The sequence below is a fragment of the Cyanobium sp. Alchichica 3B3-8F6 genome (assembly GCF_024346435.1).
Lineage (GTDB): Bacteria > Cyanobacteriota > Cyanobacteriia > PCC-6307 > Cyanobiaceae > Cyanobium_A.
In genome coordinates this window covers 39,634-52,458 of record NZ_JAGQCZ010000003.1, presented here as the reverse complement: position 1 = coordinate 52,458, position 12,825 = coordinate 39,634, and the positions used below count along the sequence as shown (strand labels likewise).

Annotated in this window: 13 protein-coding genes; 6 read left to right on the top strand and 7 right to left on the bottom strand. The window is 68.7% G+C overall.

Annotated elements, in window-relative coordinates; genetic code table 11:
• Genes KBY65_RS03560 through mrdA form a run of 3 tightly spaced genes read left to right on the top strand, consistent with a single transcriptional unit; the run spans position 1 to position 2,776 of the window.
• The gene (locus KBY65_RS03560; protein ID WP_094558988.1) at positions 1–582 is read left to right on the top strand and encodes a hypothetical protein; all 582 of its coding nucleotides are present in this window, start codon (positions 1–3) and stop codon (positions 580–582) included.
• Positions 583–632: 50 nt separating this feature from the next.
• Positions 633–1,016 carry a hypothetical protein gene (locus tag KBY65_RS03555; RefSeq protein WP_094558989.1) on the top strand — a complete coding sequence of 128 codons (384 nt, stop codon included), beginning with the start codon at positions 633–635 and terminating at the stop codon, positions 1,014–1,016.
• A 2-nt stretch (positions 1,017–1,018) separates the two neighbouring features.
• Positions 1,019–2,776 carry a penicillin-binding protein 2 gene (gene mrdA / locus KBY65_RS03550; protein ID WP_255000547.1) on the top strand — a complete coding sequence of 586 codons (1,758 nt, stop codon included), beginning with the start codon at positions 1,019–1,021 and terminating at the stop codon, positions 2,774–2,776.
• 1 nt (position 2,777) lies between these two features.
• Here the strand turns inward: mrdA and KBY65_RS03545 are convergent, their stop codons facing one another.
• From KBY65_RS03545 to KBY65_RS03535, 3 genes are all read right to left on the bottom strand, one after another.
• Entirely contained in the window at positions 2,778–3,914 is a 1,137-nt protein-coding gene (locus tag KBY65_RS03545; RefSeq protein ID WP_094558991.1) for a glycosyltransferase family 4 protein, read from the bottom strand.
• A 16-nt stretch (positions 3,915–3,930) separates the two neighbouring features.
• Positions 3,931–5,124 carry an NAD-dependent epimerase/dehydratase family protein gene (locus tag KBY65_RS03540; protein WP_254988398.1) on the bottom strand — a complete coding sequence of 398 codons (1,194 nt, stop codon included), beginning with the start codon at positions 5,122–5,124 and terminating at the stop codon, positions 3,931–3,933.
• Positions 5,125–5,223: 99 nt separating this feature from the next.
• A complete protein-coding gene (locus KBY65_RS03535) occupies positions 5,224–6,054 on the bottom strand; it encodes a thiazole synthase (protein ID WP_315859730.1) in 831 nt (276 codons plus the stop codon).
• A gap of 58 nt (positions 6,055–6,112) precedes the next feature.
• Between KBY65_RS03535 and KBY65_RS03530 the strand changes: the two genes are divergently transcribed.
• On the top strand, positions 6,113–6,730 hold the full coding sequence (locus KBY65_RS03530) for a hypothetical protein (RefSeq protein ID WP_233128385.1): 618 nt from the start codon (positions 6,113–6,115) through the stop codon (positions 6,728–6,730).
• Between the two features lie 19 nt (positions 6,731–6,749).
• On the opposite strand, the gene KBY65_RS03525 is transcribed toward KBY65_RS03530, so the two are convergent.
• The 3 genes from KBY65_RS03525 to rpmI are packed head-to-tail and all read right to left on the bottom strand — an operon-like array spanning position 6,750 to position 7,910.
• The gene (locus KBY65_RS03525) at positions 6,750–7,292 is read right to left on the bottom strand and encodes a tetratricopeptide repeat protein (RefSeq protein WP_094558994.1); all 543 of its coding nucleotides are present in this window, start codon (positions 7,290–7,292) and stop codon (positions 6,750–6,752) included.
• A gap of 19 nt (positions 7,293–7,311) precedes the next feature.
• Complete coding sequence (rplT, locus tag KBY65_RS03520) at positions 7,312–7,659, bottom strand: 50S ribosomal protein L20 (protein WP_094558995.1); 348 nt, start codon at positions 7,657–7,659, stop codon at positions 7,312–7,314.
• Positions 7,660–7,712: 53 nt separating this feature from the next.
• Entirely contained in the window at positions 7,713–7,910 is a 198-nt protein-coding gene (gene rpmI / locus KBY65_RS03515) for a 50S ribosomal protein L35 (protein WP_094558996.1), read from the bottom strand.
• A 77-nt stretch (positions 7,911–7,987) separates the two neighbouring features.
• On the opposite strand from rpmI, the gene KBY65_RS03510 reads away from it, so the two are divergent.
• Together KBY65_RS03510 and KBY65_RS03505 are read left to right on the top strand one after the other, a co-directional pair.
• The gene (locus tag KBY65_RS03510) at positions 7,988–9,586 is read left to right on the top strand and encodes a SpoIID/LytB domain-containing protein (RefSeq protein WP_255000545.1); all 1,599 of its coding nucleotides are present in this window, start codon (positions 7,988–7,990) and stop codon (positions 9,584–9,586) included.
• Positions 9,587–9,610: 24 nt separating this feature from the next.
• Entirely contained in the window at positions 9,611–10,954 is a 1,344-nt protein-coding gene (locus tag KBY65_RS03505; RefSeq protein ID WP_255000544.1) for a glycosyltransferase, read from the top strand.
• Between the two features lie 45 nt (positions 10,955–10,999).
• Here the strand turns inward: KBY65_RS03505 and KBY65_RS03500 are convergent, their stop codons facing one another.
• Complete coding sequence (locus tag KBY65_RS03500) at positions 11,000–12,817, bottom strand: DNA polymerase III subunit gamma/tau (RefSeq protein ID WP_255000543.1); 1,818 nt, start codon at positions 12,815–12,817, stop codon at positions 11,000–11,002.
• Between the last annotated feature and the right edge of the window lie 8 nt (positions 12,818–12,825).

Sequence of the window (12,825 nt, the reverse complement as noted above, 5' to 3'; positions counted from 1 at the left end):
ATGCAGCGCCGGTTGCAGCAGGACAGCATCGTGCTGGGCGGGAAAACGGTTTACCTCAACCCCTTTCTCTACTGGCGCCGCTTCGACGCCAACACCGACCGATGGCTGCGGGAGCCTGGTCAGTTGATGGAGGATCAGATCGCCAGCAATCGGGCGCGCTTCTACCCCGAGATCGACTGGGAGTTGCTTGATGACGCCGAACGGGCTGCCAAGGATGGCGCCGTGGAGATGTTTCTCAAGAGCCTGGAGCTGATCAGCACCTTCAACCCCGAGCTCACGGCCGGCCACCTGCTTGAGGTGGAGCGCAAGATGGCGGTCACCAAGAAGAAGTCGTTTGAGCGCTGGGTGGCCCGCTCCCTGCGCCGGCGCCAGCAGGAGGAGGACAAGGCCCGGCGCCGCTTCGATCGGGAGCGCACCCTGCGGGCCTGGGGCGAGTGGCTGGCCTTGGATGTGACCCGCCAGGCCCTGGTGCCGCTGGCCTCGCTGCTGGTGATCGCCGTGGGGGCAGGCTGGTGGTGGGGCAGCCAGCAGAATTGCCGCCAGGTGATCGTCGATCCGGGCATCCAGCGCCCGGCTCCCTAACGCCGACCCGGCGCGCGTCAGACTGGAGGTCCTGTGCCTGGATCGCCGCCATGGCCACCGACCCCCTCGATGCCCTCCGGCTCACCCTCATGCAGGACGTGCTGCCCGTGGGGCTGGCCGTGGTGGAGCGGGCCCGCAAAGGCGGTGCCCAGGAGGTGATGGCGGCCTTCGATGGCCGCTCCGCCGATCCCCTCGGCACGTTGCGCCAGGAAGGGGAGCCCGCCGCCAGCGAGCTGCGCCAGGGGCTGGATCGTGTGCGGCCCGGCCTGGGCAATCCCGTGATGAAGGTGGAGGTGCACGATGTCGCTGCCGAAACGGCTGATCCCCAGGACGCCCTGGAGCTGCAGCACGGGTTGGCCCGCATTGCCGAGCGGTTGGAGCAGCTGGAGCAGCGGCTCGGCAGCCCAGAGCGTTTGGCCGCCGGCAGCAACTGAGCATGGCGTTTGGTCCGGCAGCGTCGCGCCACACCGGCATGGGCCGTCAACCGGCTGTGTTGCTGGTGGTGGTGGTGCTGTTCAGCAGCGCCATGGTGGCGCGCCTGGCCTGGCTGCAGCTGGCCCACGGCGCTGAGAACCGCGCCCGGGCCGATGAAAACCGGATTCGGTTGATGCCCCGCAATCCAATCAGGGGCCGGCTGTTGGATCGCCATGGCCAGGTGCTGGCCACCAGTCGCCTCACCTACAACCTCTACATCCAGCCCCGGGAGGTGGGCGATGCCCAGTGGCCGGCCCTGCGGGAGCGGCTGGCGGCGGTGATCGGCGTTGCGCCGTCCCAGCTGGAGGAGCGGCGCCGCAGCGGCGCCAATGCGGAAGGATTTCGCATCGCCCTAGCCAGTGGCCTCAAGCCCGAGCAGGTGCTGCGCTTCCGCGAGCAGTCCGCCGGACTGACGGGCGCCGAGGTGGATGTGGACATCCTGCGCAGCTATCCCCATGGTCGGCTGGCGGCCCACGTGCTGGGTTACACCAGCGGCATCACCGAGGAGGAATACGACCAGCTGCAGGCCAAGGGCTACCGGATCCGCGATCGGGTCGGCCGCAGTGGGCTGGAGAAGCAGTTTGAACGCCACCTGCGCGGCGAGTGGGGTGGCCAGCAGGTGGAGGTGAATGCGGCGGGTCAGGTGCAGCGGATCCTGGGGGAGAAGCCCGCCCGGGCCGGCCAGGACCTGCGCCTCACCCTCGATCTGGCCTTGCAGCAAGCGGCGGAGCGGGCCCTCGATGGGGTGCGCAAGGGGGCGATCGTGGCGCTCGACCCCCAGACCGGGGCGATCCGGGCCCTGGCCAGCCGCCCCAGCTTTGATCCCAACGTCTTTTCACCTGGTCCCAGCAGCCGCGAGTGGGCCAATCTCAACGCCCCGGACGCGCCCTTGCTCAACCGCGCCTTCCAGGGCTTCCCCCCCGCCAGCACCTTCAAGATCGTCACCTCCGTGGCGGGGCTGGAATCGGGCCGCTATGCGGCCGATTCCAAGGTGATGACGATGAATTCGTTCTGCTACGCCGGCCTTTGTTACGGCGACCATGGCGCCCATGGGGCCATCGGCTTTCCCTTCGCCCTGGCGGTGAGCAGCAACACCTTCTATTACCAAGTGGGGCTGAAAGTCGGCCCCGATGAGCTGTTCAAGGCGGCGCGTCGCATGGGCTACGGCCGGGTCACCGGCGTGGAGCTGGTGGAGGAGGAGACCCCAGGGTTGCTGGGTGATCAGGCCTGGAAACGGGAGGTGCTGGGTGAGGGCTGGACGCCGGTCGACACCATCACCTCGGCGATTGGCCAGGGGGCCCTGCAGGTGACCCCGATCCAGATGGCCCGGCTCTACGCCGCGGTGGCCAATGGCGGCTGGCTGGTGACGCCCCACTTGGTGGAGCGCCCCGCCGAACGCACCTGGATCGGCCTCAAGCCAGCCACCCTTCAGGTGCTGCGGGATGGGTTGCGCCAGGTGGTGACCAACGGCACCGCCACCATGCTCAACGATCCCAGCCTGCCGCCGGTGGCGGGCAAGACCGGCACCGGCGAGGATCCACCCCGGCCCGACCATGCCTGGTTCGGCGGCTATGCGCCGGCCGACAAACCCACCTTGGTGATCATTGCCTTTGGAGAAAATTCCGGCGGCTATGGCGGCACCGTGGCGGTGCCGATGGTGAAGGCCCTGATGATGACCTGGTTCCGAGGCAGCCTGCCCAGCGCGGCCGCCCGAACCTGATTCAGGCCACCAGCTGCAGTTTCGGTTGCTCCAGCAGCGTGCGGTAGTAGCCGCGCAGCTGCTCGGTGGCCCCGGCCCAACCCCAGCGTTCGGCTTCCTCGCGGGCGTTCTGGCGCAATTGGGCCCGTTGGCTCGCATCCCCGAGCAGGCGTTCCACGGCGGCGGCCAGGCTGCCCTCCTGGTTGGGCTCGTACAGACAGCCGTTCACCCCGTCGCTAACGATGTCGGGAATGCCGCCCCGGTTGGCGCCCACCACCGGGCAGCCTGCAGCCATGGCTTCGAGCAGCACCAGCCCCAGGGTTTCGGTGCTCGACGGGAACAGGAAGGCATCACCGCTGGCGTAGGCGGCCGCCAGATCTTGGCCGGCCAGGTAGCCGACGAAATGGGTGGGGGTGCCGGCAAAGATCTTTTCCAGTTGCTGGCGGTAGGGGCCGTCGCCCACCAGGGCCAGGCGCGCATCGGGCATGGCGTCGAGCACCGGCCGGATCCGCTCGATCTGCTTCTCGGCCGAGAGGCGGCCGATGTAGAGCAGCAGCTTGCCCGTGTCGCGCTGGCCGTTGAGCAGCCGTGCCCGCATGGCGTCGGAGCGCAGCGAGGGCTGGAACAGCTCGGTGTCGACACCGCGTTGCCACAGGTCGGTGTGCTGGATGCCCTTCTCGCTTAGTTCCTGCACCATCGCTGTGGAGGTGCAGAGGTTGAGGCGGGCCTGGTTGTGGGCGGCCTTGAGCAGCTCCCACAGCAGGGGCTCCAGCATGCCCATGCCGTAGTGCTCGAGGTACTTGGGCAGGTGGGTGTGATAGCTGGCCACCAGGGGGTAGGCCTTGGTTTTCGCCAGCCAGATGCCGCCCAGGCCCAGCACCGCCGGGTTCACCACGTGCACCAGGTCGGGCTGGAAGCGATCGAGGGCTTCGGCCACCGCTGGCCGCGGCAGGGCCAGTTTCAGCTCGGGGTAGAGGGGCAGCGGCATGGCCGGCACCCCCACCACCCGGGCTCCCATGTAGGTGTCCGGCGCGCCTTCGGGACAGAAGATCAACACTTCATCGCCGGCGGCCACGAGGTGCTGCACCGTCTTGGTGAGGCGCGTGACGATGCCGTCCACCTTGGGCAGGAAGGTCTCGGTGAAAAAGGCGATCTTCAAGGGTGGGGGGCCGGCGTCAGACCGTTTGGATGGCCTGGGCCTGGGTGCGGGTCCAGGCGGACTGGCAGGGGATGCGGCTGCGGTCGCAGCGGTCGGCCCAGCGGCGGGCCACATCCACCACCTCCGCCAGCAGGCCGTCGTCGAGGGTGGTGGGGTTGAGGCCCAGCTCGATGAAGCAGCGGTTGTCGACGATCAGGTCGTTTTCGACGGCCTCATTGCGGGGGTTGGGCAGGTAGTTGAGCTCGGCACCCGTCAGGGCGGCCACCTTGCGGGCCAGTTCACCCACCTGGTGGCTCTCGGTCATCTGGTTGAAGATCTTGACCCGTTCGCCCCGGGCTGGCGGGTTCTCCAGCGCCAGCTGCACGCACTTCACCGAGTCGCGGATGTGGATGAAGGCGCGGGTCTGGCCGCCGGTGCCATGCACCGTGAGCGGGTAGCCGATGGCTGCCTGCATCAGGAAGCGGTTGAGCACGGTGCCGTAGTCACCGTCGTAGTCGAAGCGGTTGGTGAGGCGCGGATCCCGCTCGGTGGCTTCGGTGTTGGTGCCCCAGACGATCCCCTGGTGCAGGTCGGTGATGCGGATCTGGTCGTTTTTGTTGTAGTAGAGGAAGAGCAGCTGATCCAGCGTCTTGGTCATGTGATAGACGCTGCCCGGGCTGGCCGGGTGCAGGATCTCCTCCTCGAAGCGGCTGCCGTCGGGCTGGGGCACCTCCACCTTGAGATAGCCCTCGGGGATGGTGGCGCCGCGGTGGGAGCCGTAGCCGTACACGCCCATCGTGCCCAGGTGCACGATGTGGATGTCGAGGCCGCTCTCCACAATGGCGGCCAGCAGGTTGTGGGTGCCGTTGACGTTGTTGTCGACGGTATAGCGCTTGGTGGCGCTGCTCTTCATCGAGTAGGGCGCGGCCCGCTGTTCGGCGAAGTGCACCACTGAGTCGGGGCGCTCGGCCACCAGCAGATCCACCAGCCGCTGGTACTCATGGGCCAGGTCGAGGTGCACGAAGCGCATCGACTTGCCGCCCACCTGCTCCCAGGCCCTGAGGCGGTCGCCCATGGTGGCGATTGGGGTGAGCGAGTCGACCTCCAGGTCGACGTCGATCTTGCGGCGGCTGAGGTTGTCGATGATCACCACCTCGTGGCCCGCGTCGGCGAGGTTCACCGCGCAGGGCCAACCACAGAAGCCGTCGCCACCGAGAACGAAGACCTTCATCCCAACCCCCATTCCGACCTCATTCCGAAAAACCCCAGACCCCTGCAGGACGAGCGGATGCTCTGCCTCGCAAGCTACTACAGGCGTTCGGCAGGGAGCTCAGCTGCCCACCCGACCGGCGCTGGGGGAACTGGAGCTGGCCTGGCCCCGGACCGGCAGCCGGCCGGCGTGGAAGGCCGTGCGACCAGCTTCCGTCGCCAGGGCCATGGCGCGGGCCATGCCAGGGGGATCGCCCGCCAGGGCGATGGCGCTGTTGATCAGCAGGGCGTCGGCCCCCATTTCCATGGCTTGGGCGGCCTCACTGGGCACACCGATGCCCGCGTCCACCACCACCGGCACCGTGGCGTTTTCGATGATCAGGGCGATGTTGGCGGCGTTGCGGATCCCCTGGCCCGAGCCGATCGGTGAGCCCAGCGGCATCACCGTGGCGCAGCCCGCCTCCTCCAGCCGCTTGGCCAACAGCGGATCGGCATTGATGTAGGGCAGCACGGTGAAGCCTTCCTTCACCAGTTGCTCGGCCGCCTCAAGGGTGCCGAAGGGGTCGGGCAGCAGATGCTTCGTGTCGGGGATTACTTCCAGCTTCACAAACGTGTTGTCTTCCTGGCCGGCCAACTTGGCCAGTTCCCGCCCCAGGCGGGCTACGCGGATCGCTTCCTCGGCAGTGGCACAGCCGGCGGTGTTGGGCAGCATCCAGATCCGCGTCCAGTCGATGGCGTCCATCAGGCCTTCATGGCCGGCGGCCTGGCTTTGCACACGCCGCACCGCCACGGTGACGATCTCGCAGGCGCTGGCGGCAAGGCTGGCTTGCATGGCCTGCAGGCTTGGGTACTTGCCGGTGCCGGTCATCAGGCGGCTGCGGAAGCGGCGACCGCCGATCACGAGCGGATCCCGGTCGGTGTGCGGATCGCTTGGACGGACGGGGGTGACCACGGAGCAGGCCCAGATCTCGGCAACGGTCCTAGCCTCCCATCAGTTGTTAACCCTTGTCGTGTCCATCGCCGTGCTTCGGGCCGCCTGGCCGTTGGCTGCTCTGCCCCTGGCTGTTCTGCCCCTGGCGGCGTCTGCCGCGATGGCCGCCACCCCCCTGGCCAGCGACGCATTTGTGCCGTTCACGCCCCCTGTTGCGTCAATTCTGGGCGGTGAGTCGCTCAGCGGCCTCGGTGGCGCCGAAACCTTTGATCCTGTGGCCAGAGCTCAGCTGTTGGCGCGGGAGATGCCGCTCAACTGGAGCGGGCGCTATCAGTCGTTTGGCCAGTCCCAGGCCGTCAACGCCGAGCTGCGGTTGGCCAGTGTTGTGCCGATGGGCCAGATGATTGACCTACGCGGTGAGCTCACGCTGGGCGGTGTCACCACGCCGGTGCAGGGCAATCTCAATGCGGAGTCGGACCAGCTCGATTTATTGATGCTCTGCCAGTGCGAGGTGGCAGGTCTCGAGCCCGGCGGGGTGTTCACGGGCTTGCAGGGGCTGCAGCTGTCCGGTTGGCAGGCGCCTCGGCTCACCAACCCAGGCGGGCGTCTGGATCTGAGCCCGGTGAGCGCCAGCAGCGCAGGCAGCCCTGGCGGGATGGGCAGTGCTTCTGGTGCAGCGGTGCGCGGACTCTGGTGAGCGCAGGGGATTGGCCGGTTCAGGCGGCTTGGTTGAGGCCAGCCTTGCGCTCGAGCAGCTTCAAGCGTTTGCGCGCTGTTTTGTTGCTGGCATCCAGGGCGATCACCTGCTCGTAGGTGGCCCGGGCTTCTTCAAGCTTGAGCTGCTTTTCGAGGGCGTAAGCCAAATTGTTGAGCGCCACGGGATAGGCCGGCTTGGCCTCCAGGGCCAGGCGGTAGTGGCGAAGGGCGCCCTTGTAGTTGTTTTGGGCAGCTAACGCAAAACCCAGGGCGTTTTGGATCACGGCCTGGGCTTCGGGAGGTTCCTTGGAGGCTTCAGCCTTTTTCAAGGCCTGTTTCAGAGACTCGGCCGCCTGACCGTAGAGCCGCTTGCGCAGTTGGACGGAGCCGAGTTCGTAGAGCGTTGCTGCATCGGAGGGCTTGGCTGCATCCTTCTGTTCCAGCTTGGCGAGGGTGACCTCATCGGCCCGCACCCGCCAGATCTGACGGGCCACCACCACAGCGGCGACCCCGAGGAGAACAATCAGCCCAATCAGGTAGGCCTGCGGCAGGAGGGCGTCCAAGGAGACCTACGGGTGAAACTCAGTTGTTGGCGGCACCCACCACGCTGGTGAAGCTGGCCGGATCGACCACGGCGAGCTGGGCCAGCATCTTGCGGTTGATGCGCACGTCAGCCTTTTTCAGACCCCCCATCAGGCGGCTGTAGCTGAGGCCGTTGAGGCGGGCGGCGGCGTTGATGCGGGCAATCCACAGACGGCGGAAGTCGCGCTTGCGGCGGCGACGGTCGCGGTAGGCGTTGCACAGCGCCTTCATCACCCGCTGGTTGGCGGTGCGGAAGAGGGAGCCGTTGCCGCCGCGGAAGCCGCGGGCGAGGCGAAGGATCTTGTTACGGCGTTTGCGGGCAACGTTGCCCCTCTTGACGCGAGCCATGGCAGGGAATCAGAAAAAATAAAAACTTGAAGATGCGGCGGCAGGCCTGCAGGTCAGGCGTAGGGGAGCATGGCGCTCACGTTGTCCGCATCGCGCTCGTCAACCACTGCCATGGTGCCCAGGTAGCGCTTGCGCTTGGGGCTCTTGTGGTCGAGCAGGTGGCTGCGGAAAGCCCGACGACGCAGGAACTTGCCGCTGCCGGTGGCCTTGAACCGCTTGGCGGCTGCTTTGCGGGTCTTGAGCTTCGGCATGTCTCGCGTCGCGGCGGGCACAGACAAGCAGAGTACGACGTGGCAGTGCCTTCCACCAAGACCCCCGACCCACCGCGATGCCCTCCTCCCGGATCTCCCCGCCCCAATTGCTGATGCCGGCGGCGGTCTGGATGGGTTCGCTGCTGCTGGCCGGGGGCTGTCGGGCGGCGGTGCCTCCGGTCCCTTCGGCGGTGGTGCCCCCCTCTGCTCTGCATTGGCCCGTACCGCCGCCGCCGGCGGTGGCCGCTGCCTCACCCGTGCTCTGGGTGGCCCTGGCGGCCCATCTGCGCCCGCCGGCTCCCCTGGAGCTGCGCAGTGCCGCCGGCAACCTCACCCTGCAAACCGCCAGCGGCCAGCGGTTTCAGGCGCCCCAGCTGCAGTTGCACTGGCGCAGCGAGCCCCTGGCCGATCCCCTCACCTTGCGGCGCCAGGTGTGGGGCCCCTTCGCCAGTCATGAAAGTGCCCAGGAGGCCGCAGCCCGCTGGCGCCAGGCCGGGGCCAGCCCGGTGATCGCCCATCCGGGGGAGTGGGAGGTGTGGGCCGCCGCCGATGCGCCGGTGCCTGCGGGGGTGACCGTTCGCCGGCTGGAGCAGCTGCAGCGCCAGCGCCTGGTGTTGGAGCTGCGGCGCCCCGCTGGCCCGCTGCTGCTGGAGGGTCCGCTGCGACTCGAGGCGCCGGGGGGCCTGCGCTGGCAGGGGGGAGTGTTTGCCGGCCCGTTCCGGCTGCAGAGCGATGCCTACGGCAGCTGGACGCTGGTGGAGGAGGTGCCCCTGGAGCGCTATCTGCTCGGCGTGGTGCCCCACGAGATCGGGGCCGGTGCTCCCCCGGCCGCCTTGGCAGCCCAGGCGGTGCTCGCCCGCACCTGGGCCGTGCGCAACCAGGAGCGGTTTGCGGTGGATGGCTACCACCTCTGCGCCGACACTCAATGCCAGGTGTATGGCGATCCGCGCCAGGCCGGTGCGGCGGTGCGCCAGGCGATCGGCGCCACCCGCCACCAGGTGTTGGCTTGGCAAGGCGCCCCGATTCATGCGGTGTATCACGCCACCAACGGCGGCATTGCGGCTGGGTTTGAGGAGGTGTGGAGCGGCGACGCGCTGCCCTACCTGCGGCCGCGGGTGGATGCTTCGCCTGCTGTGCAGGCTCGCGTCGCCCTACCCCTAGATCCGGCCGGCGTGCCGGCGGCCCTAGCTGCCACCGCCCGGGCCTACGGCTTCGACCATCCCCGCTTCCGCTGGAGCCGCAGCCTCGATGCGGTCCAGATCCAGCAGGCCCTCAGCCGTGCCGCCCTGCCACTGGCTGCCCCCACCCGTGTGGCGGTGCTGCAGCGGGGGCCCAGTGGCCGGGTGCTGGCCTTGGAGATCGAGGCGAAGGGCTCGGCAGGTGCGCCGCAGCGCCAGGTGCTGCGCCGCGATGCCATCCGCCGCACCCTGCGGCAGTTGCCCAGCACGTTGTTTGTGGTGCGGCCTGATGGTTTGGGGCGCTGGCGCTTTGAGGGCGGTGGTTTTGGCCATGGCGCCGGTTTGTCGCAGGCCGGTGCCATCGATCTGGCCCGGCGTGGCTGGAGCCTGGCGCGGATTCTCGAGCACTACTACCCGGGCACCAGTCTGCAGCCCTTGGGCGCCTTGCCAGGTGCGAACCCCACGGGGCCCAACAGCCCTGCCGCAAGCTCCCCTTAGAGTTTGGCCACTTCCGGGATCGCCATGGCTGCGGGTGACCGTTCCACCGATCACCGTCGTGGCAAGTCCGCCCTCTTCCTGATCGGTTGTAGCTGGGCGGGCCTGTCCCCCCACTGGCTGGCCGAATCGCTGCGCCTGATTCCCGCCCTCAGCCTGGCGCTGCTGCTGGGCAGCTACAGCTTGCGCACCGTGTTGCTGCAGGCTTTCAGACCCGCGTCTCCCCCTTTCATAGACCCCTCCCATCCGCCTGAGTCGCTGCCGGCGGTGGATGTGGTGGTGGCCGCCCGCGACGAGCAGGCCGTGATCGGCCGGCTGGTGGAGCGCATCGCCCAGCTGCGCTACCCGGAGGGCCAACTGCGGCTCTGGGTGATCGATGACGCCAGCCGCGACCGCACCCCTCAGGTGTTGGCGGAGCTGCAGGAGCGCCATCCTTTTCTGCGGGTGCTGCGCCGGGAGCCCGATGCCGGCGGTGGCAAATCCGGCGCCCTCAACCTCGTGCTTCAGCAGCTGCAGGGGCGCTGGATGTTTGTGCTCGATGCCGACGCCGATCTCCAGAGCGACACCCTGGAGCGGCTCATCCCCTACGCCGAGGCGGGTGGCTGGTCGGCGGTGCAGCTGCGCAAGGCGGAGGTGAATGCCAACGCCAACTGGCTCACCCGGGCCCAGGCCATGGAGATGGCCCTGGATGCGGTGATCCAGCAGGGCCGACTGGCGGTAGGCGGTGTGGCGGAGCTGCGGGGCAACGGCCAGTTGCTGCGCCGCGATGCCCTGCTCAGCAGCGGTGGCTTCAACGAGGCCACGGTCACCGACGACCTCGACCTCAGTTTCCGGTTGCTGCTTGATGGTCAGCCGATCGGGATCCTGTGGGACCCGCCGGTGCAGGAGGAGGCCGTGCTCAGCCTGGCGGCCCTGTGGCGCCAGCGTCAGCGCTGGGCTGAAGGGGGCCTGCAGCGCTTCTTCGACTACGGGCCGGGCCTGCTCTCGGATCGGCTCAATGGCACCCAGAAACTCGATCTGGCCTGCTTTTTCCTGCTTCAGTACGTGTTGCCCGTGGTGGCGATCGCCGATCTGCTCGGCGCCGTGCTCACCCGCACCCCGCCGACGATCTGGCCCCTCTCATTTGTGGCCTTTGGTCTCTCGGGCGGCGCGATCCTGGCGGGCTGCCGCCGTCCCAGCGAAGGCCCGGCGCTGCCGGCGATGAATCCCTGGAACCTGGCCCTGGGCATCGCCTACCTGGCCCACTGGTTTGTGGTGATTCCCTGGACCAGCCTGCGCATGGCGCTGTTGCCCAAGACCCTGGTGTGGGCCAAAACCATGCACCTCGGCGAAGACGAGGACACCCCGATCGAGGATCCGGCCACCGCCTGAGCCAGGGGGACCGTTTGAGCCCTGGCTGGTTCAGACCGCCGTGGTTCAGGCCGCCGCTTCGTTGGAGGGAATGCCGTCGAGCGGGCCATCGAGTTCGATCACCTCGCCGTTGAAGAACTCGGCCAGCCGCCTCGCCTTTTCATCGAGGGGGGCGGCCGGCGCTGGAGCTTGAGCTGGAGCGGGGGTTGGAGCAGGCGTTGGAATCGCAGCCGCAGCCGGCTGGGCCATTGGGGTCTGGGCCACCGGCGCTGAGGGACTCATGGCCGCGGGAGTCGGGGTTGGGGCTGGGGCAGGAGTTGCGGCAGGAGCTGGGGGCGCAATCACCCGGGTGACCGCTGGCGCTGGGGCGGCGCTGGGGGGGGGCGTGTGTTCGCCCCCGCCTTCCAAAACCAGCTGCCGCGGGCTGCCCAGGGCCTTGGCCATGGCGGCCTCCAACAGGGAGGCGCGGCTCTGCACCATGGCCATCCAGTTGCCGGCCACCTGCACCACCGCCCGGCGCTCGTCGAGGCGCACCAGCTGGGCCTGCTGGGACAGCAGCATGCGGGTGGAAGGCAGCTCCAGCCCAGCCAGGATCTGTTGCCACAGCTCTGGCAGGTTGGTGGCGTTTTCGGCGGCCGGAGCGACTGCTGGTGCGGCTGCTGGTGGTGCCGGGGTGGCCGACAGGGGGGCGGCCGCGGCCACGGGAACCGGAATTGGAGCTGGGGCGGGTGCGGGGGTTGATGCAGGCGCGGAGACTGGTGCGGCCACCGGAGCCGCTGTTGCTGTGGCAACCGGTTCGGCCAGCAGGCCCAGCAGCAGCACCTCCAGCCACAGGCGCGGGTTGACGCTGTGGCGCAGCTGCTGCTCGCTGCCTTTGAGCTGGGCCTGCCACTGCAGCAGGCGCGCCTTGCCGATGGAGCGGGCTAGATCGGGCAGCTCGGTGCGGAACTGGGGCGACACGCTGGTTAGCTCGAGCCGGTCGGGGGCGGTGCCGGCCAGCACCAGATCGCGCAGCAGACTGACCAACCCCTGCAGCACCGCGGCGGGCTCCCGGCCCCGCTCCAGCAGCTCCCGGCTGCCCTCCAGCAGGGCGAGGGGTTCGGCGCCAGCCAGGGCCCGGGCCAGCGCCAGCAGCTCCTGCTCTGGCACTGCCCCCAGCAGCTCCCACACCGCCATGGCCTCGATCGGCGCCGGCAGCAGGCTGAGCTGATCAAGCAGGCTCTCGGCGTCGCGCAGGCCCCCCTGGGCCCGCTGGGCCACCACGTGCAGGGCTTCAGGGGTGATGCCGATCGACTCCTGCTCGGCGATCCAGCCCAGGTGCTGCTCCAGAGCCTGCAGGGGGATGCGGCGGAAATCGAAGCGCTGGCAGCGGCTGAGGATCGTGGGCAGCACCCGCTGGGGGTCGGTGGTGGCCAGCACGAACACCACCCGCGGCGGCGGCTCCTCGAGGGTTTTGAGCAGGGCGTTGAAGGCGGCGGTGGAGAGCATGTGGCACTCGTCCACCACGTACACCTTCCAGCGGGCCTGCACCGGTGCGAAGCGGGAGCGTTCGATCAGCTCGCGGATGTTGTCGACGCCGGTGTTGGAGGCGGCGTCGATCTCGATCACATCGAGGGCATTGCCGGCGGCGATGGAGGTGCACAGCTCGCACACACCGCAGGGCTCAGGCGTGGGCCCATCACTGCCGATGCAGTTGAGCGAGCGGGCCAGGATGCGGGCGCTGGAGGTTTTGCCGGTGCCGCGCGGGCCGCAGAACAGGTAGGCCGGGGCGATTCGGCCGGTGCGCAGGGCGTTGCTCAGGGTGGCGGCGATCGCCTCCTGACCCACCAGCTGGTCGAAGCGCTGGGGCCGGTACTTGTGGTGGAGGGGCTGGTAGCTGGACATCGCCGCTT